The organism is Gayadomonas joobiniege G7 (genome assembly GCF_000300815.1).
GTDB lineage: Bacteria > Pseudomonadota > Gammaproteobacteria > Enterobacterales > Alteromonadaceae > Catenovulum > Catenovulum joobiniege.
In genome coordinates this window covers 144421-163771 of the sequence record NZ_AMRX01000006.1, presented here as the reverse complement: position 1 = coordinate 163771, position 19351 = coordinate 144421, and the positions used below count along the sequence as shown (strand labels likewise).

Here is a 19351-nt window from a genome sequence, read left to right as displayed (position 1 = left end):
GGGGCTTTAAAAAACATTATCTAAATAATACAGCCTCGCGTTTAAACCAATAAATGCAAAACATTAACATGCACAATGCTAAACCCAACTGACTCAACCAGATAGTACTTAACATTAAATAATCCGCTTGCCCTTTCAAAATCTCTTTAATTGACAAAGCAACATTGCTGATCGGCACTATCGCCCATCCCCAATTCAGCTGTATACCAGGTAACATAGCCGCAATTAATGGCGCAAAAATTAAAAAGCTCAGGGGCGCCATAAAGTTTTGTGCTTCTTTATAGTTTTTTGCATAAACTGCTATCGTCAAAACAAGGGCAGAGACAAATAATGCAACAGGAATGAGCATAACGGCAGACACAAACAAGCTTAAAATCCCAAAAGTTTCTCCTAATTGAACAATCGCTTGCACTGCAAAACCTTGGGCAAAAATAAATCCCCATAATAACAAACTGAGCAAGGTCACCAAAACACAGGCCATAGAGGCCGTAAATACGGTCAAAAATTTCCCTAAGACTAACTGACTAGCAGCAACAGGTGCGATAATCAAAGACTCTAAAGTCCCCCGCTCTTTTTCTCCGGCTGCTAAGTCAATTGCCGGATAGATGGCACCCATTAAACATAAAGGCAGTAAAATATAAGGAATAAAACCTCCCAGCAGGCTGCCCATTGTTTCACGCTTGGGTGCTAGGTTATTTTGCTCTAAAACAACCGGTTTTAAAATCGCCGCCTGTTGCTCGTCATTTAATCCCAAACCTTGCAATCTAGCTGTGGTGATCTGCTGTTGAATCTCTCGCAATATACTATTTACACGACGAAGCGGTGCATTGAGTCCGTCGGCATTGTAATAATACATTTTCCAATGGACTTGTTGCTGGGTATCTTCCGCTATTTGCCCGCTATCACCTAAGCTTAACCAAAAATCTATTTGCCCGTCTTGCAGCGCCCGCTTCAGCTCTGCTTGATCATTCGTTATTAAATCACGCTTAAGATTAAAATGCTCAGATGCTTGCAATTTGAGAACTAAAGGGTTGTCATACGCAGCTTGATCAACGTAAAAATTCAATATTCGAGTATTAGAATCCTGAATGCTTTTAGTGGCAAAAAATGCCAGCGCACCAAAAATAGCTGGAAAAATAACGAGCGGCAGTAATACCATAAACATCAGCGTTTTTTTCTCTCGCAATAACTCAAGCAGTTCCTTTTTATAAATTGCCACTATCATGTTAATCTCCAATCATGGCCAACACTGCGTGTGCTAAGCTTGTTTGTCCGGTCTGCGAAAGTAAAACGGCTTCACTGTCATTAAAAACCACTTGCCCTTGCCGTAAAATACAAATCCGTTGGCATAGCTGATTGACTTCAGCCATATCATGAGTAGAAAAAATAATGCCTTTGCCCGCCGCTCGTTGCTCAGCAATAAAGTTTAAAATTAGTCCTCTCGCTTTTATATCAAGCCCGGTGGTCGGTTCATCTAAAATCAAAAATTGAGGATCGTGCAACAGAGCTCGCGCAATCGATACCCTTTGTTTCATTCCGGTGGAATAGTCACCAAAACGCCGCTTTAAAAAGTTTTGCATGGCTAATTGTTCGCTCAGATGAGCAATACGTTCGCTCTGCTGCTTTGCATCTAAACCGTACAATTTAGCAAAATAACGCAAATTTTCTTCACCGCTTAAACGTTCATACAAACCTGTGGTGCCAGATAAAAAACCTATTTGTCGACGATACGCCATCAAATTTTTTTGAGCATCTGCCTGATTGCATTGAATACGACCTTTTTGTGCTTTAAGGGCAGTTGAGAGCACGCGAAGTAAACTGGTTTTACCCGCGCCATTCGCGCCTAACAAAGCCACAACTTCGCCTGCTTGACAAGTCAGACTAACGCCATCTAATACTTTAAAACGACGCCCGCAAATACGTGGATCCTGCCGCTTGAACTGTTGCATTTGTTTTGCATTTTTTAATACAAATGATTTTTCAATGCCACGTACAGATAACATATTCATTCCTTGCATAATTTGGATAAACACTATGGTAAACTGTCCCAGTCTGCTCACACAAGCTTAACTAAAATGAATCAATATATCATTCTACTCGGCGACCTCATAAGCCGCCCTAAATACGCGTTTAATCAGATTGAACAACAAACCTTATCTGCTTGGTTTCCATTTTTTATTGTTAACCTTAGTCTACTGATTTTTTGGAGCCTATATTTTTCTATGATAGATACCCAATGGCTTATCAATATGACCTTATCAGAATCCTTGCCGCAAGCCAGTGAACAGGAGCGGCAAGCATTAGCGCGAGAAATGACGCCAGAAGTGATAAAATATTCAAGTGTGTTTGGTAGCCAGTTAATGCTTATGTTGCAAGGCTTGTTAGCAGCGGCTTATCTAAATATCGCGACCAAACTAGATACAGAAAATACAGACAGTTTTAAAAACTGGTACGGATTTTATTGGTGGTTACAGATACCTGTAATTTTTCAACTCGGGCTGGCGATTATCGTTTTACTGTTTAGCGAAGATGGTCAAGCCTCGTTGTACCAATTGCAAATCACCTCGCTCAACCAACTCCTTAACTTGGCGCCTGGGCAGCCCTTGTATTCATTTGCAGCCAGTTTTGATTTTTTCAGCCTGTGGACTTTTGTTCTGTTATTTTATGGTTTATCAATTAAAACTCAGCTAAAAACGGCAACCATCGGCTACATATGTTTTATCCCTGTGCTCATGATGATCGCGTTTAGCCTGTTATTTTAATCAATTTCATTGCTGCAAATAAAGGTTTGTGACGGGTCAACTAGCAGTTGATCTGCCATCCCCTGACGACCCAACAGCATTAAATAATTCATTTCTGAACGGTCTGTAAGCGTAATTAAAATCGGCCAACTACGTGGTCCCATCACTAAGGTTGTGGTGATCACATACCTTTGTTCTCGGGCACCGTTTGAGCTCTTAACCCAACGTACGTCTTTAAGAGGCGCTTTACTGCGCACCACTTCTTCAACATGATAAAGGTCCGGATGAATATCGAACTCAATCCAAGGTTTGCCCCGGTAGGTAATAGTTTGCACATTGTCCACGTGCAAAGACGATGTTTGAGCCCCTGTATCAACCCGTACTTTAATATCTGAAATACCTAAATCTGGCAAACTGCAGACTTCCAATGCCCCAACTAACATTTTATCGGTTTGCATCTCTGTTATTTTCCTCTGTGGTCACAATGGTATCCGTCTGGGTCGGATTAAGCGGCTCTATCATAACAGCTTTCTGAAATACTAAACTATTTGGATAAGTGGCGATTCTACCCGATGGATTTTTTAAGATCACATGAAATAAAGTGATTTCGGATATTTTTCCGCTCACGCTGTTTTCACCATCAACAATAGTCACTGTATCGCCAACCCGGTATGGAAAAAAGAAATAAACCATCACACTGGCTGTAACATTACTTAGTATTGACCACTGAGCAAAAAACGCCACCCCAATTACCGCAAACGCAGAGGAAAAGAAAATAGCCAAATGACTATAATCAATGCCCAATACTATGCTAATCAGCATAAATGTCACGACAGCCAAAGCGAGCGTGATCACCATTTTGACATAATGAATGCGCTTTTCGTCAATTTGTTTTTCTTGGCCAATACGCTCTACCAATGCACGGCTGGTATTTTTTAAAAACCAAAAACCCACTAGTGCCAACAGTGAAAACAAAAAACTACTCATAATACATCCTAAATATTGTTGCTTGGCAAATATGTATCGGCCAACATTTCCACCTCGTCACCCACATCATTAATTTTAGAAAAAGCCGCGATATGATACATAGCTTCCCCTTCATGAACCAAAGGAATATTTGATTTGCCAATTACAATGCCAGCAAAAGGTGCATGCAAAGGCACAACTTCATTACCCATTGGGTTGCCTATCTCAGCAATCAACTGGTTTTTTTCAACCATATCACCTAAACCGACCCGCTCCCTGACAATACCACTGCTAACCGCTCTCACCCAACGGCTGCTTTTAGCTATATAGGGTTCAAGCGCTTTTCGCCGGCTTGATTTACGTATCATGCCAAGTGCTGCCATGACATTTAAAATACCGGCAACACCTGCGCGAATTGACAGTTCATCAAACCTTAATGCTTCCCCTGCTTCGTATAATAAAACTCGGCACCCCATATGGCCGGCAGATTCACGTAACGAACCATCTCTAATATCTGCATTTAACAATACCGGAACACCAAACGACTTGGCCAATTCCATGGTTTTTTCATCGGCTAAATCGGCTCTGATTTGCGGTAAATTTGAGCGGTGAATCGCCCCTGTATGCAAATCAATACCATAATCACAGTGACAAACAATCTGTTGAAGAAATAAATGCGCTAGCCGCCCAGCTAGACTTCCTTTTGCAGAACCGGGAAACGAACGGTTGAGGTCCCGTCGATCAGGTAAGTAGCGGCTTTGATTGAGTACCCCCAATACATTTAAAATAGGTACCACTATCAAAGTACCTTTTAACGCATTAATGCTGCGACTTTTTAACAGCCGACGGGCAATTTCTATGCCATTTAGCTCGTCGCCATGAATAGCAGCACTAATAAATACACAAGGCCCTGGTCGTCGCCCACGGATGACTTTAACTTCAACAAAGGCCTCTAAGTCAGTGTATAACCGGGCGGCAGGAATATCGATTGTTTTTTGCTCGCCGGGTTTAACACTTACCCCAGCAATTACTATGTCTTTCATCAGCCTTTACCTTTGGTACGGGTCGCATTTGGCCGGGCGTTTTTTTCTAAGTGCTGAATAACCAGATCTGCAACATCTTTGCCTGTGGCTGTTTCTATGCCTTCTAGACCGGGTGACGAGTTAACCTCCATGACAACTGGGCCTCGGCTAGAGCGTAAAATATCTACCCCACACAGTCTTAGCCCCATGACCTTGGCGGCATTAATAGCCGTCGCCCGTTCTTCTTTGCTTAGTCGAACAATTTCAGCTGTGCCGCCACGGTGTAAGTTTGAGCGAAACTCACCGGCAGCCGCTTGTCGCTTCATTGCAGCAACAACTTTGTCGCCAATAACTAAACAGCGTATGTCGGCTCCCCCGGCTTCTTTAATAAACTCTTGCACCAAAATATTGGCTTTTAATCCCATAAAAGCTTCAATAATACTTTCCGCTGCTTTTTCGGTGTCGGCTAAAACAACCCCAATACCTTGGGTTCCTTCAAGCAGTTTGATAACCACAGGTGCGCCACCAACATTTTCAATTAAATCAGAAATATTGTCGGGATGTTTTGCAAAACCAGTTTTAGGCAAACCTATGCCTTTGCGCGATAATAATTGCAAAGATCTTAATTTATCTCGTGAGCGACTGATCGCAACCGATTCGTTAATCGAAAACGTGCCCATCATTTCAAATTGACGAACAACTGCCGTACCGTAAAAAGTAATGGACGCACCAATACGCGGAATAATAGCATCGTATGCGGGAAGTTGACGTCCCTCGTATCGTACTGACGGGTTGTTACTTGTAATATCCATATAACAATGCAGCGTATCTATCACGTCAATTTGATGGCCACGGGCGAGTGCAGCTTCTTTTAAACGCCGAGTTGAATATAAATTTTCATTTCTGGATAAGATGGCAATTTTCATGCTTGAAGCCTTAAGAAGTTGACCGTTAAAAACGGCGCTATATTTACACTAAATAAAAAAACTACAAGTAGTTTATATAGAACAAAAAAGCATAAAAACAAAGCAGGTTAATAATATTTTTCCACAGTATTTTTTATGATCCGAATCGCGCTTTGGATCACACTCTCCTCTTGACAATATGATAAACGCAGACATTGTTGTTTATGCGCGTAATCATCTTTAATCGCAAAAAAGAAAGGCGCACCGTCCATCACTAAAACGCCTTGCTGTTTCAATATTTGATAAAGTTCCGAACTGGTTATTTTTAATTTTGGCAACCATAACCAAATAAAAAAGGCCCCTTGAGCCAGATGAATTCGGTAGTCTAAATGACTGAATTCGGCTTTGATTAGAGCAATGATAAAATCTCGCTTTTTACGGTAATAGGGTTGCACTATTTGTTGGCACACAATATCCAAAGCCTGGTGCTCAAGTAATTCATTGAGCAATACCATACCAGTGCTGGCGGTGGCTAGATTCATCACAGTGGTTGCTTGCACAAAATCTTTAATCAATTTTGTATTGCCAAGAATGATACCCGTGCGGCAGGCAGGTAATCCCAACTTCGATAAACTGAACACATAAACTGCATTTTTAAGCCATGGTAACTTCTGAGGTTCATAAACAATGCCCGGAAAAGGCGAGCCATAAGCACAATCGATAATCAAAGGTATTTGATGTGCTTCAGCAAGGGCATCTAATCTGGCCAACTCTTGATGACTGACTAAATTACCACTTGGATTCGCTGGTGACGAAATACAAAGCGCTGCGATATTATTGCTAATCACTAGTTTGTCAAAATCGATATGATATTTAAACTCATGCTCACCTATAAGCTCTATTTTAGGGGTCACCGCCGTAAAATACTCATCCCCCAAGGCTTGATCAGCATATCCCAAATATTCAGGCGCCATCGGAAATAACAATTGCCGCTTTTGTTCATCACATTGACCTGCGAGCATATTGATTAGCGCAAAAAATATCGACTGGCTGCCATTGGCTAACGCTAAATTATCTTCCGATACCGGCCAGCCTAACTGTTTAAAATAAACGGCCAGTTGTCTTCTGACTGCTAAATCACCTTGGGGGGATTGGTAAACACCCAACAATTTATGCAGTTTTTCCGGTGACTGAAGCACATTGCTTAAATAGCTATGCATTTTAGCTTTAAATTCGGGAATGTCGGCTGGATTGCCCCCTCCCAAAAATAATATATCCGGGTTTTCATTTAACGCATCACCCAGATCTTGCATCAAATCAACAATCCCAGATGACTGGCAAAGTTGTTGTCCTAAGTTTGAATAGACTTTACGCACCTTTTTATTAACGCCTCTTTAAATTACATGTTATTATTGTTTGCCTGTTAACAAAGTAATATGACATTCATCCCCGCGCCGGATAACACTTCAGATGCCTATCGTTCAACCATAGCCAAAGCTGTGGCTGGCCAGCTTTTTCTGTTGAGTCGGCAAATGTCATTAGATTTATATAACCCATCAAGGTTATCAGGAGTTTAGAGTGAAAGCGAAAGTTGCCATAATAATGGGCTCAAAAAGTGACTGGAGCACCATGAAAAATGCTGCAGATATTCTCGATAAATTAGAAGTGAGCTACGAGGTAGAAGTAGTATCTGCCCACCGCACCCCAGATAAGCTGATCAGTTTTTCTGCTACGGCCGTAGATAATGGATATCAAGTGATTATTGCCGGTGCTGGTGGCGCGGCACACTTGCCTGGCATGGTTGCATCAAAAACACGTTTACCCGTGTTGGGTGTACCCGTGCAAAGTAAAGCGTTAAACGGTATGGACAGCTTGTTATCGATTGCGCAAATGCCAAAGGGTGTCGCAGTTGGGACCCTTGCAATAGGTGAAGCGGGCGCTTTTAATGCTGGGTTATATGCTGCTCAGATTTTAGCAAATCAAGATGCAGCATTAGCTGACCGCATCGAAGCATTCCGCAGTGAACAAACCGAAACCGTATTAAATAATCCGGATCCAAGAGAAGAAAGCTAATGAGTCATTATTTTGATCAAACAGTCTGGGTATTAGGCGCTGGTCAATTGGGTGCCATGTTACAACATGCGGCTGTGCCACTGGGGATCAATGTCAAACCTGTCGACATAGATGCTGCACAGACCCCAACATTAGGTCATGCCGATGTGGTCACAGCCGAACGCGAGCAATGGCCAGAGACACAAGTGACTAAAGTCCTATCTGAACATAACAATTTTACCAATAAAGATTTTTTTGCGACGATTGCCGACCGCTATAAACAAAAAAGCTTATTAGACAAACTTGAATTAGCGACTGCGCCTTGGCAGTTAGTTGAGACAGAAACATCAGCGGCGCAACTACATGAGAATTTAGGTGACAAAGTTTTATTAAAACGCCGCACAGGTGGTTATGACGGTCGTGGACAATACTGGTTAAAAGCCGAAGATGCGATTCAGGTTCCTGCTGGTTGGCATCAAGAATCCATCGCCGAACAGGCGATAGACTTTGACGAAGAAGTGTCATTAATCGGGGTTCGCGATAAATCAGGCAACTGTTTTTTCTACCCATTAACACTCAATTTGCACCAAGATGGTATTTTAACTGCATCCGTCAGCCCATTGATCCGCTTGGAGCAGTATCAGCCAGCCGCTGAGCAGATGTTGACAAAATTGATGGAAGCCGTTGATTATGTTGGTGTGATGGCGATGGAATGTTTCCGAGTGGGTGGTAAATTATTGATTAACGAAATCGCACCTCGTGTTCATAACTCAGGCCACTGGACTCAAGCTGGCAGTAATATCAGCCAATTTGAAAGCCATATTCGCTGTGTCGCTGGTTTACCCATGATTCAGCCAAGCGTGCGCAACAATAACTTTATGATCAACTTAATCGGTTGTGATTTGGATGCGCGTTGGTTAGCAGTTGAAGGTTCTGAGCTATATTGGTATCAAAAAGAAGTGCGTCCAGGTCGTAAAGTTGGCCATATTAACTTTAGTAAAGTCGCTCAACCTGACATTAAAGTCGCATTAGAACAAATAGAAGGTTTGTTACCTGAACGCTACCAGAATACGATTAGCTGGTTGCGACAACAATTATTGGATTAATTTTAACTGCAAGGATGCAATGCTCCCCCTTTTTTCCTAAACTGATCATCTAAGGCACGATCTGTGCATATTAATCATTAAATTAATAAAACGACAATCATGCAACGGAGCATATTATGTACGAAACTGATGCCAACGGAGAACTCATCTTACGAACCCAAGCCATGCCAGCAGATACCAATGCAAACGGTGATATTTTTGGCGGCTGGATAATGTCACAAATGGATATTGCCGGTGGTATGATGGCTAAAGCCATAGCTAAAAGCAGGACGGTAACCGTCGCCGTTGATTCAATCCGCTTTATCGCACCAGTTCATGTTGGCGACATTTTTAGTTGTTACGGTGAGGTGGTCAAAATAGGCAATACCTCAATGAAGCTAAAATTAGAGGTTTGGGTGGAACCCGTTTTACGCCGAAACTTACCGTCTAAAGAAAGCTTTTTAGTTTGTGAAGGCATATTTACCTATGTTGCAATTGATGATGTCGGTCAGAAACATAAGGTCATTCGCGATCAATAAAACAACGCTAACAGACAGGGAACTTTTTACTGACGTTCCTGTCTGATTATTTTACGTTTTAAGGGGATTATTATGCTGGAGAAAAAAGAGCTAATCGCAGAACCCTTAGCAGATGAAGCCGTCGCCGAATTATTAGTACTGTTGGAGCGATTATTAATCGAAGATCCAGATCGGGCGCTTGCCACTCAAGCCAATTTAACCGCTAACGATTTAGCAGCTGGTTAGACAAAATGACTCATCTCAACGTAAAAGCTTACCAGAAATCACAATTTGACGGTTTAAATGACCATCAACGACTACTCTATCTTATCAACCAGTCAATATTAGCCTGCCAGCAACAAGCTACTGGCCAGTTAAATAAATCTTTATTATTGCTTAACCTCAGTATCGATGAAACGCAATGGCCCGAACTCGCCAGTGCTTTAAATAAATTCTACCAGCACGCTTTTTACCTCGCTGAGCAACAAGATTTTACTGAATTACAGCCTCTGCTAGTCAAGTTTTTTAACCTTTGGCAACGGACGAACCATCAAGTTTGATCTATATCAAAGCGGCGCTACTTGCATGGTAAGTAGTTGCCAAATGTTGATCTATCGCAAATATTATCCTAGTGGCTTTGGCTAGAGTAGCACTCTATCTATCAGTTGGAGCTATCTATGAGTCCTTTAAAAATGTTATTACAAGATCCCATTGTATTAGGCGCTTTATTCGGTGTTTTTATTGTGCTTGGTTTGTGTGGATTTTACACTTGGCTAATTTTTAGCAAGATCAAAGAGTCATCAGCAAAATAACATAAACAGGCGACAAATCTGGTCCAAATGTGCTAAATTTGCCGATTATTAGCAGACAAAAGGTTAGCACATTGGAATACGATTTTTTCCTCTCAGCAGAAGGTCAATACGAAGCCAGTTTTTCACTCGAACAAGAGGCTTTTACCCAATGGTTTAATCAGGAATTAGGCACTGATAAAAATAAAATCATTGACCTGCTCAATATTATTACCCAAATTAGAAAAAAAGATCTACAACATCACCAGATCCAAGGTCAGTTTCATTTAATGACCTTAAATCGTGATGAAGTCACCTTGCAAGACCAGGGTTTGCCCGTTGATGCTAAACTGTATGCCAAACCGACTCATTCAGCCGACCAAGACGATCTGCCCGACTACACAGAAAACGACGGTGAGCTTGAACAAAATGATGATCAGAACCGTCTAAGCGAAGAAGCGTTAATATGCGGCTGTGGATTAGATGATTTTGAATATGCATTAAACGCTTGGCTCAAATTTATCTCAGAATAATAAGGTAAAACTGAATGAAGGTGCCTGGTATTAGTCATGTTAAAGCGCGTATGGATAAACGCATACGAGAATCTGCTATACAGGCAGCCCAAAGTCGTATTATTTTGGCTGGCCGCAAAGCAACCGATTTAACAGAAGATGAATTAGAAATTTTGGTTAAAGAAGAAGAAGATAGAATCCGTGGTCAAATCAAAGAAAAAGGCCTTTTTGCAGTCGCCGCTGCACTTGGTTTAGGTTGGTGGCTGTAAATGCTTAATCCGTTGATTCGATTAACATTTCTAGCCACCATTTGGAAAAAATATCAGGTTAATATTAAACAACTGCTATTAACCCTAGTATTATTGATTTTAGTGCATTTAATTTATCTTGATGCGACAGAATACCTACGCACAACCGAATCTAATACTTATTTGTTATCCGCATTAATCATAAAATGGTTGTTGAACTTCTTAATAGTGGCTATTTGCTGGCTGCGGATTAAACAGCACTACAAAACTAAACAGCAAGGCTCATTACCAAAAGCGCAAGTCAAAACAAAAACAAGCGCTGATAACAACTCAGCTATTGATCCATTTGCCCGTATCCGAGAAAAAAAGACCCTGCGCTCGCGTGGAGATATTTTGATAGATAACAAACCGAAACAAAAATGATAATAGAAAGTCGTTTTAAACCTGCCTGGTGGATGACTAATAGACACTTGCAAACGGGCTGGCAAAAAATACATAGACGCAAACTCATCTGCCCGACCATTCAGCAAAGATTAGAATTGGCCGATGGCGATTTTATTGACATTCATTGGTCTGAAAAGCCGAAAAAACATTATAGCTCACCTTTGGTAATAGTTTTGCACGGTTTAGAAGGCTCAGTGCGTAGCACCTATGCACGAGGCATGATGAATGCAGTGCGCCAGCAGGGCTGGATTGGTGTATTAATGCATTTTAGATCTTGTGGTGGCATCGCCAACAGGCTTGCACGTGCCTATCATTCAGGCGATACCGAAGATCTTAATTTTTTAATAACCTATTTAAGACAAAAATACCCTAATGCACCTTGTTATGCGGTTGGCTTTTCACTCGGTGCGAATGTACTGGTCAAGTTTAATGGCGAGCAAGCGAAAGATAACCCGCTCAGTGCCAGTGTCGCTATATGCCCCCCCCTGGACCTAGCTGCCAGTTGTTTGCATATCCAACGCGGTTTTGCCAAAGTATACCAAAAATACCTCCTAGATATGATGTTAGACAATTTAGCCCGCAAAATGCAATCGGTTGATCTTTCCCTTTATTTAGGTAAAAAACCGGAAAAATTCAACAAAATCAGAACCATTTGGCAATTTGACCAAACCATTACCGCGCCGCTTCACGGCTACCGCAGTGCACAAGACTATTACCAGAAATGCAGTGGACGCCAATTTTTAAAGCAGGTACAAAAACCTCTTTTAGTCATTCATGCTGCTGATGACCCTTTTTTATCACCCGACAGTGTGCCTCAAGCACACGAATTATCATCGCATGTTACCTTTGAACTTAGTCAGAAAGGCGGTCATGTTGGATTTATCAGTGGTCCATCACCCAGGCAGGTTGAATACTGGTTAGAAACACGTACGCTTGAATATTTTAGGCAAATATTAGCAGCCAATAAGCCGTTAACAGACTAATTTGATCGTCCCCGCTGACATCAAAATAAGGTATAATTAATAAAACTTTTTAGATAAGCAAAAGATTATGAGCATTAAAGTAATAAAACACCCATTGGTACAACATAAATTAGGCTTAATGAGAGCACATGGCATAAGCACAAAAAGCTTTCGCGAATTAGCATCCGAAGTGGGTGCTTTATTAACCTATGAAGCGACCAAAGCCCTGCCGATGGAATCAGTAGAGATCACCGCATGGGATGAATCTAAATTACAAGTTGAGCATATCAAAGGAAAAAAGATCACCGTTGTGCCTATTTTACGTGCCGGTTTAGGTATGATGGATGGCGTCACCCAACTCATTCCAGCCGCCAAAGTCAGTGTTGTTGGTTTGCAACGAAACGAAGAAACATTAGAACCTGTGCCCTACTTTGAAAAACTGGTCGGTAACATAGATGAGCGAATTAGTTTAGTGATCGATCCTATGTTAGCAACTGGCGGTTCTATGATTGCCACCATAGACATGTTGAAAAAAGCAGGCTGTACCGACATTAAAGTGATTGTTTTGGTTGCAGCCCCGGAAGGGGTTGAAAAAACTTTAAATGCACATCCGGATATCGAAATATTTACCGCTGCATTAGATAGCCATTTAGACGAGAATGGATATATTGTGCCAGGATTAGGAGATGCTGGTGATAAAATTTTTGGTACCGTCTAATGAGCCAGCAAAAAGAATTATTTAAAAATATTTTAACCGGCAGCCAAATGCTTTTTGTTGCATTTGGCGCCTTGGTATTAGTTCCGCTGTTAACAGGGTTAGATGCCAATGTTGCTTTATTTACCGCTGGTGCTGGTACCTTGGTTTTTCAATGGATCACTAAAGGTCAAGTTCCCGTATTTCTAGCATCTTCTTTTGCCTTTATTGCCCCTATTATCGCTAGTAAAGAGTTATACGGAACCGCTGCGACCATGGGCGGCTTATTGTGTGCAGGGCTCGCTTATATACTGCTCAGCCAGCTTGTACGCTTAAAAGGCGTGGAAGTTTTACATAAAATTTTACCCCCTGTCGTCGTCGGCCCTGTCATTATGGTCATAGGTTTGGCGTTAGCCCCCGTGGCTGTCAACATGGCATTAGGCAAAAGTGGTGATGGTTCGATCCAGCTGGTTGCTGAAAATACTGCCATTTTGCTGTCTATGTCTGCATTAATTGCGACTGTGGTCGTGGCCATCTGGGCCCGTGGTTTAATGCGTTTATTACCTGTATTATGTGGCATTATTACTGGTTATTTGGTGGCTTTGTTGGCTGGGGTCATTGATTTTACTGCGGTTTATAACGCCCCTGTGATAGCTGCACCGGCTTTTATCTGGCCTGAATTTAAGTGGCAAGCCATCCTATTTATTTTGCCCGTTGCCATTGCGCCAGCTATTGAACATATTGGCGACATGATGGCCATTAGCCAAGTCGCCGGCAAAGACTTTTTGAAAAAACCAGGTTTACATCGAACATTAATGGGTGACGGAGTCGCAACCTCTTTAGCCTCAGCTTTGGGTGGCCCACCAAATACCACTTATTCAGAAGTGACAGGCGCTGTTATGTTAACCCGTAATTTTAATCCTAAGGTTATGTTCTGGGCAGCAATTTTTGCCGTTTTGATGGCATTTATTGGGAAGATTGGTGCGATATTGCAAAGTATTCCGTCTCCTGTGATGGGCGGAATTATGATGTTATTATTTGGCTCTATTGCCGTAGTAGGATTAAATACGTTAGCGCGTGCCAACATCAACCTGACCGCACCGCGTAATTTAACCATTGTTGCATTAATTTTAGTATTTGGTATTGGCGGTATGCAATTAGGGGGCAGTGCCTTTAGCCTGCAAGGCGTTAGTTTATGTGCCATTATCGGGATTATTTTAAACGCTGTGTTACCAGCCACAAAAACTACCGCTCACGAAGCGGCTAAATAACCCATCAATTTATTAATTTACCTAAGCAACACCCCCTGTTGCTTAGGTAAAAACTTGGTCTATCCCTTTATTTAAGCTTTAGTATCAACACCACCACCGGCAGCAACCATTACCATTGCCGGACGTAACAATCGTCCATTTAAGGTATACCCTTTTTGAAGACAATTGATGATTTTATTCGGCTCTACCTCTGGATCTGGGATCATTGACATTGCCTGGTGTAATTCAGGGTTTAGTGCATCGCCTTTTTCTGGGGAAACAATTTCCATACCGAATTTGGCAATAGTACTTTCAAAGCTCTTTAAGGTGAGTTCTATGCCTTCGATCAAGGGCTTTAATTGCTCATTGTCACTATCAGCCGCTTGCAATGCTCGTTCAAGGTTATCTGCAACTGGTAATAATTCTGACGAGAATTTTTCCAATGCAAATTTATGCGCCTTTTCAACATCTAAAGTGGCTCGGCGGCGAACATTTTCTACTTCTGCTTTAGCCCGAATGACTGAATCTTTTTGTTCTTCAACAGTTCGTTCAGCCGCTGCCAGTTGGCTCTGTAAGGTTTCAATCAACTGATCTTTTTCGTTTTCTGCTTGCTCGGCTTGTTCGGCCTGCTCAGCTGAAGTTTCCAGTTCACCTTCTGCAACTACTTCTGGCTCTGTTTGTTGGGTTTCTTCATTCTGAACATCTTGCTGTTCTTTAGTCATATTTGGGTTACTCCAAGATTCACGTAATATTGCCTCCATGCAATATAAGGCTTAATTACTATGATTCAAGTCTGATTCTGGCGAAAAGCTGTATTATTCAACTTCACATTTTTTCATTATTTGTTAATCTGCCCATAAAGAAATTAATAGACTCACAGCAAGGCTCGTATCAGCATGATTTTTAAAAAAATTGGATTGGTTGGCAAACCTAACCATGCAGACACTCTGACCACTGTCTCTGGCCTTATTGAGTTTCTAACAACAGCTGGCTGCGAAGTGTATGTAGAGCAGAAAGTTGCACGCAATTTATCAAACGATAAGATCAACGAACTAAGTTTGGTTGAACTCGGCGAAGCATGCGATTTAGCCATAGTCGTCGGTGGCGATGGCAATATGTTAGGTGCGGCGCGAGTCCTGTCTCGTTATGATACCAAAGTCATTGGAATTAACCGGGGAAACTTGGGCTTTTTGACCGATATTCACCCAGATGCATGTGAGACTGTGTTAAAACACGTGTTAAATGGCTCCTACACAACTGAAAAAAGGTTTTTACTCGAGGTTCAAGTTCATCGACATGGCGAACTTAAAAGCGTCAACAGCGCCGTGAATGAGGCAGTTTTACACTCTGACAAAGTCGCCCATATGATTGAGTTTGAGGTTTATATAAACGACAAATTTGTATTTAGCCAACGTGCTGATGGCTTAATTATGTCAACCCCAACTGGCTCCACTGCATATTCGTTGTCTGGTGGTGGCCCAATCCTGACTCCTAATCTGAATGCGATTAGTTTATTACCCATGTTTCCACATTCACTTTCAAACCGACCTATAGTGGTTGATGCAGATGCTAAAGTCAGATTGGCAATGCCATCCCGATCACAAGCTCAATTGGGTGTCACATGTGATGGCCATGTAACCCTGCCAGTATTACCAGGTGATGAGTTACGCATTCATAAACACCCTGACCAATTAAAGCTGATCCACCCCAAAGATTATAACTATTTTAACGTTTTACGCCGTAAATTAAATTGGGGCAGCAAGCTATATTAAGATCTTAAAGTGGCTTAAAGCCGCTTTAAGATCACTTTAAGTCGGTTAAATAACTGGCTTTGCTCAGCGAGCATAGGACCTGCACTAAGCCAATTTATTAATAAGTGTTCGCTGGTTAACTCGTCCCCTTGATTTAATTTATCTGACAACATTGCCACTTGCAGTGCCATTCGACGATCTTTGTCTGCTGCTGGACTATCAGTTTGAGTTAAGATCTCAAGTTTGATAGTTGCATCATGGCGACTGCGCATATCTGTCTTTGCTGGTTGCTGCATCGCACTAATGGCTTTATGCCAGCGCGGATTTATCTCGGTTAACGGTAACTCATCTGACGGCTCTCTCAATAACTGCTCCAACACCGCGACCAAGTGTTCATATTCAGCAGCTTTGCGAGCCTCCGACAATGATTTTTTAGCCGCTAAAATTTGTCCTTCTATTTCGCTTTGCTGACGCTGAATTTTGCGCTTTTGTGCAGGTGTTAAATCAGCTAAATCAAGTGCCTTCACCGCTTTCATGGACACATCTAGTGTTTTTTCGTCCTGTGCATCCGACAAGCTTTGAGTTAAAGCCTCTAGCTCGTTTTGACGCATTTCGTAAACACTATTTTGCTGCGCTTGTTGGCTTTCAAATTCAGTTTGTAATTGATTAAAAACCTGATCATTAATCTGACGGAATTTTTGCCATAATTGATTGTCTTCGCGCGGACCTGCAAAACCAATTTGTTTCCATGCTTTTTGAAGGTCTTTTAAGCGGGCCGATGCTTGCTCCAAATCCCCTTCACGAACCGCTTCTGCTTGCTCGATAAGTGCTTGTTTAGCTGCACTATTTTGTTTATAAAAATCATTCAATATCTGTTTTAATGGTTTTAGACGAGCAAAATATTGCTCACTGACCGCCAAATAATCTTTGCGCTCGACTGGACCTGCTGATTTCCATGCCTGTTGTACTTGAGTTAGAGATTTTCGTAACTGCTTATAATCTTGTTGTTGATTAAAAGCCGCCTCGATATTGGTTAACTGACTAATTAATTTTTCACGTTCAATTAGGTTTTTTTGGCGCTGTGCATCCAGTTCTGCAAATTTTTCGCGGCAAGGGGCAAATGCCAACTCAGCAGCTTCATCAAATGCTTGATTTAAATGTTGGTTTTCATCGCCGTCAACATTACCTAATAAACGCCAAGTTTGACGCATTTGTTTAATTTTTCGTGCTCTTGCAAGAACATCTTCATCGGTTTCAGCGGCCACCGATTGCATTTCGGCAAGCAATTCACGTTTACGCGGCAAACCTATATAAGCTTTCCAGTCTGTTAGCTCTTCGATTTGCTCGTTCATACGCTGATAATCTCGCTCAACCTTTTGTTGGCTTAACTCACTCAGGTCGGAAAAACCAGCGCTGATCTTTTTAAACAAACCGAACGCCATATTAAAATGCCCTTCACGTATCAAGCGTTCTAATTCTCGCATTTGACCACGTATTTGTCGTAATTGACTGTTCTGCTGCTGTTCAATTTGTTTAAGCGCCTGCTGCCATTGCTGAATTAAGATGCCGCTGCTTTGTTCCAATGCAAGTGGCAATTTAAATATTAATCCATGTTGTAGACTTCGCCACTTCTTAGACCAATTTGCATAAAACTCAGCCGCTTGTGGATAGGCTTCGGAATTGTCAGGTATAGGTTGTTCGTTCAACTGAGCGATGAGTCTTGTTGCTTGGCTGATTTGCTCTGCGTATTCGGGTAAACGTTCTGATTTGGCTTTTAATTGATTCAACTGATTGAATAATTTTTCAATTTGACTGCCACCGCTATGATCTAACTGCAATTTAGTGATGCTTGCACTTATTTTTTTATTTATTGCATCAGTATCTTGTATGTTTTCTCCGTGATGCTCACCGTTTATCGCCTCGGCTAAAGTCGTTTCTATCTGTTTAATGTCAGAGCTCACCTCAGCAATCAACTGCTGCTTAGCTTGAGCAGCTTGCTGCTCGGCGAGTTGCGCTTCATAAGTTTTTTTTAATTGAGCAAGTTTAGCTTCTACTTTAGGGTAAATTTGCTGATATTTTTGCTCATAAATCGTTTGTTGTTCGGCCGGTAAAATCGCAAATGCTTGAACTAACTGCTGCCATTGTGTGGTTAAGGCTTCAACTTCACCTTTAACGTTTAAATAATCTGTTTTATCCCGAAGTGATAATAACTTACTCAGTACTAACGTTGTTTCTTGCTGTAATTTAGTCACTTGTTCAGCGGCTTGTCTGGCCTCATCTAAACGAGCTTGCGCTAACTGAACAACAGCTGATGATTGGGCCTTTTGTACTATTTTTTCTAATTGTTTTTGTTCACAATCAAGCTTTTTAAAAGCATCAACCGCTATCTTTGCATCAGTGTCGCGCATCACTATTTCTAATAAAATACTTTGCCGCGTAACCCGCTCCAACGCTTGTGATCTCAACACAGGATCTCGGCTCAAGCGCAAAACATCTTCAACCAATTGCATATCCGAACTGTGTTGCAAGCACGCGAGTTTATCATCCTGTGAGACGGACAAGGTTTCACCAACCAGTGCGGCTTTTACTTTTTCGTAAGCCACTTTTTTCAAAAATGCATCTTTTTCTGTTTGATGCGCTCGTAACCAATCAGCAAATGATGACAATTTTTCTAATGCTTGGCGACGTATATCTCGCTCTAGGTCTTGCTCTGCGATTTGTCGAATAATATTTTTGTCTTCCAGTTGAGACAAAGCTTTTTGACGCACTTTTGCGTCTGAGTGTTGCCATTTAGGGGTAAATAATTGTTTAAATATCATCACTTTTAAACCGAATAATCGTCTGTTCTGTCAGCTCTTGTTTAAATTGAGCACGGCTTTTTTGATTGAGGTTGCCATTCGCTGCCAGCGTAAAATGCTCATCGCTGTCTAGATGTTTCGCCTGCCATGCCATAACAATTTGCAAGCTATGCTCTAATTGTGCTTGCGTTAACGGTTGTCCGTCTTTCCACTTTCCGGTTTCAACCGCTTCTAACATAGATAAATAGACAGATTCAGGCATCTGTTCTACCATTTTTATTAAATTCACTTACCCGATCTCCGAAACATTAAAATCCGAATTCGACTAACTAAATACCAAAAAACCCCTATTCCAGCGATCACTTGAGCGGCAATTTTATCGTTACTCATACCATCTTCAGCGTACCAACTAGAGTAGGCTAACCCGCCAATAAATAAAATAAGCCCTAAAAACGACTGAGTAATTAACGATGAACTTTTTTTTATTCGGTTGATACGCCGTTGGGTTTCTAGTTTTTCCGGATCAGCCACCATCAGGTGCTCACAATGCGGACATTGATCCGCTTTATCGGAAATCTTTTTATCACACTTAGGACAATGGGTTAATGCCATATA

General features: G+C 41.6%; 25 protein-coding genes. 14 read left to right on the top strand and 11 right to left on the bottom strand.

Annotation, left to right across the window (positions count from 1 at the left end; genetic code table 11):
• Nucleotides 1-16 precede the first annotated feature (16 nt).
• Both C727_RS0107870 and C727_RS0107865 read right to left on the bottom strand, forming a co-directional pair.
• Nucleotides 17-1225 carry an ABC transporter permease gene (locus C727_RS0107870; RefSeq protein ID WP_017445082.1) on the bottom strand — a complete coding sequence of 403 codons (1209 nt, stop codon included), beginning with the start codon at nt 1223-1225 and terminating at the stop codon, nt 17-19.
• 1 nt (nt 1226) lies between these two features.
• Nucleotides 1227-2003: an ABC transporter ATP-binding protein gene (locus tag C727_RS0107865; RefSeq protein WP_017445081.1), complete on the bottom strand. Its 777-nt coding sequence runs from the start codon at nt 2001-2003 to the stop codon at nt 1227-1229.
• A gap of 72 nt (nt 2004-2075) precedes the next feature.
• On the opposite strand from C727_RS0107865, the gene C727_RS0107860 reads away from it, so the two are divergent.
• The gene (locus tag C727_RS0107860; RefSeq protein ID WP_017445080.1) at nt 2076-2762 is read left to right on the top strand and encodes a YIP1 family protein; all 687 of its coding nucleotides are present in this window, start codon (nt 2076-2078) and stop codon (nt 2760-2762) included.
• On the opposite strand, the gene C727_RS0107855 is transcribed toward C727_RS0107860, so the two are convergent.
• From C727_RS0107855 to C727_RS0107835, 5 genes are all read right to left on the bottom strand, one after another.
• Nucleotides 2759-3199, bottom strand: coding sequence for an ATP-dependent zinc protease family protein (locus C727_RS0107855; RefSeq protein WP_017445079.1), 441 nt, complete (start codon nt 3197-3199; stop codon nt 2759-2761). The two genes, C727_RS0107860 and C727_RS0107855, sit on opposite strands and share 4 nt — an antisense overlap.
• Entirely contained in the window at nt 3186-3728 is a 543-nt protein-coding gene (locus C727_RS0107850; RefSeq protein WP_017445078.1) for a mechanosensitive ion channel family protein, read from the bottom strand. The genes C727_RS0107855 and C727_RS0107850 overlap by 14 nt, the downstream gene beginning before the upstream one ends.
• An 8-nt stretch (nt 3729-3736) precedes the next feature.
• Complete coding sequence (locus tag C727_RS0107845; RefSeq protein WP_017445077.1) at nt 3737-4750, bottom strand: succinylglutamate desuccinylase/aspartoacylase family protein; 1014 nt, start codon at nt 4748-4750, stop codon at nt 3737-3739.
• Nucleotides 4750-5655 carry a 30S ribosomal protein S6--L-glutamate ligase gene (gene rimK / locus C727_RS0107840; RefSeq protein WP_017445076.1) on the bottom strand — a complete coding sequence of 302 codons (906 nt, stop codon included), beginning with the start codon at nt 5653-5655 and terminating at the stop codon, nt 4750-4752. Before rimK ends, C727_RS0107845 begins: the two co-directional genes overlap by 1 nt.
• A gap of 107 nt (nt 5656-5762) precedes the next feature.
• A complete protein-coding gene (locus C727_RS0107835) occupies nt 5763-7010 on the bottom strand; it encodes a valine--pyruvate transaminase (RefSeq protein ID WP_017445075.1) in 1248 nt (415 codons plus the stop codon).
• A gap of 202 nt (nt 7011-7212) precedes the next feature.
• Between C727_RS0107835 and purE the strand changes: the two genes are divergently transcribed.
• The 12 genes from purE to C727_RS0107775 all read left to right on the top strand — a co-directional run bounded on the left by purE (nt 7213) and on the right by C727_RS0107775 (nt 14208).
• A complete protein-coding gene (gene purE / locus C727_RS0107830; RefSeq protein WP_017445074.1) occupies nt 7213-7707 on the top strand; it encodes a 5-(carboxyamino)imidazole ribonucleotide mutase in 495 nt (164 codons plus the stop codon).
• The gene (gene purK, locus C727_RS0107825; protein ID WP_017445073.1) at nt 7707-8792 is read left to right on the top strand and encodes a 5-(carboxyamino)imidazole ribonucleotide synthase; all 1086 of its coding nucleotides are present in this window, start codon (nt 7707-7709) and stop codon (nt 8790-8792) included. The genes purE and purK overlap by 1 nt, the downstream gene beginning before the upstream one ends.
• A gap of 116 nt (nt 8793-8908) precedes the next feature.
• Entirely contained in the window at nt 8909-9310 is a 402-nt protein-coding gene (locus C727_RS0107820; protein WP_017445072.1) for an acyl-CoA thioesterase, read from the top strand.
• A gap of 72 nt (nt 9311-9382) precedes the next feature.
• Nucleotides 9383-9535: a hypothetical protein gene (locus tag C727_RS19530; protein ID WP_017445071.1), complete on the top strand. Its 153-nt coding sequence runs from the start codon at nt 9383-9385 to the stop codon at nt 9533-9535.
• 5 nt (nt 9536-9540) lie between these two features.
• On the top strand, nt 9541-9849 hold the full coding sequence (locus tag C727_RS0107810) for a hypothetical protein (protein ID WP_017445070.1): 309 nt from the start codon (nt 9541-9543) through the stop codon (nt 9847-9849).
• Nucleotides 9850-9966: 117 nt separating this feature from the next.
• Complete coding sequence (locus tag C727_RS19335; RefSeq protein WP_017445069.1) at nt 9967-10101, top strand: DUF3149 domain-containing protein; 135 nt, start codon at nt 9967-9969, stop codon at nt 10099-10101.
• Between the two features lie 71 nt (nt 10102-10172).
• Nucleotides 10173-10610: a YacL family protein gene (locus tag C727_RS0107800; RefSeq protein WP_026052618.1), complete on the top strand. Its 438-nt coding sequence runs from the start codon at nt 10173-10175 to the stop codon at nt 10608-10610.
• A 14-nt stretch (nt 10611-10624) separates the two neighbouring features.
• Nucleotides 10625-10858 (top strand): hypothetical protein, encoded by a 234-nt coding sequence (locus C727_RS0107795; RefSeq protein ID WP_017445067.1) that lies wholly within the window; start codon nt 10625-10627, stop codon nt 10856-10858.
• Nucleotides 10859-11260, top strand: a complete 402-nt coding sequence (locus C727_RS0107790) for a hypothetical protein (protein ID WP_017445066.1) — start codon at nt 10859-10861, stop codon at nt 11258-11260.
• Nucleotides 11257-12264 carry a hydrolase gene (locus C727_RS0107785; RefSeq protein ID WP_017445065.1) on the top strand — a complete coding sequence of 336 codons (1008 nt, stop codon included), beginning with the start codon at nt 11257-11259 and terminating at the stop codon, nt 12262-12264. The genes C727_RS0107790 and C727_RS0107785 overlap by 4 nt, the downstream gene beginning before the upstream one ends.
• A 67-nt stretch (nt 12265-12331) precedes the next feature.
• The gene (gene upp / locus C727_RS0107780; RefSeq protein WP_017445064.1) at nt 12332-12961 is read left to right on the top strand and encodes a uracil phosphoribosyltransferase; all 630 of its coding nucleotides are present in this window, start codon (nt 12332-12334) and stop codon (nt 12959-12961) included.
• Nucleotides 12961-14208: a uracil-xanthine permease family protein gene (locus C727_RS0107775; protein WP_017445063.1), complete on the top strand. Its 1248-nt coding sequence runs from the start codon at nt 12961-12963 to the stop codon at nt 14206-14208. The genes upp and C727_RS0107775 overlap by 1 nt, the downstream gene beginning before the upstream one ends.
• 71 nt (nt 14209-14279) lie before the next feature.
• Here the strand turns inward: C727_RS0107775 and grpE are convergent, their stop codons facing one another.
• Complete coding sequence (grpE, locus tag C727_RS0107770; RefSeq protein WP_017445062.1) at nt 14280-14909, bottom strand: nucleotide exchange factor GrpE; 630 nt, start codon at nt 14907-14909, stop codon at nt 14280-14282.
• Nucleotides 14910-15077: 168 nt separating this feature from the next.
• Here grpE and nadK point away from each other — a divergent pair, with 168 nt between their 5' ends.
• Nucleotides 15078-15959: an NAD(+) kinase gene (gene nadK, locus C727_RS0107765; protein ID WP_026052617.1), complete on the top strand. Its 882-nt coding sequence runs from the start codon at nt 15078-15080 to the stop codon at nt 15957-15959.
• A gap of 14 nt (nt 15960-15973) precedes the next feature.
• Here nadK and C727_RS0107760 read toward each other — a convergent pair whose 3' ends face one another.
• The 3 genes from C727_RS0107760 to C727_RS0107750 are packed head-to-tail and all read right to left on the bottom strand — an operon-like array spanning nt 15974 to nt 19348.
• Nucleotides 15974-18757, bottom strand: a complete 2784-nt coding sequence (locus C727_RS0107760; protein ID WP_017445060.1) for a DUF349 domain-containing protein — start codon at nt 18755-18757, stop codon at nt 15974-15976.
• On the bottom strand, nt 18747-19025 hold the full coding sequence (locus C727_RS0107755) for a YeaC family protein (RefSeq protein ID WP_017445059.1): 279 nt from the start codon (nt 19023-19025) through the stop codon (nt 18747-18749). The genes C727_RS0107760 and C727_RS0107755 overlap by 11 nt, the downstream gene beginning before the upstream one ends.
• Nucleotides 19022-19348 (bottom strand): zinc ribbon domain-containing protein, encoded by a 327-nt coding sequence (locus C727_RS0107750; RefSeq protein WP_017445058.1) that lies wholly within the window; start codon nt 19346-19348, stop codon nt 19022-19024. The genes C727_RS0107755 and C727_RS0107750 overlap by 4 nt, the downstream gene beginning before the upstream one ends.
• Nucleotides 19349-19351: the final 3 nt, after the last annotated feature.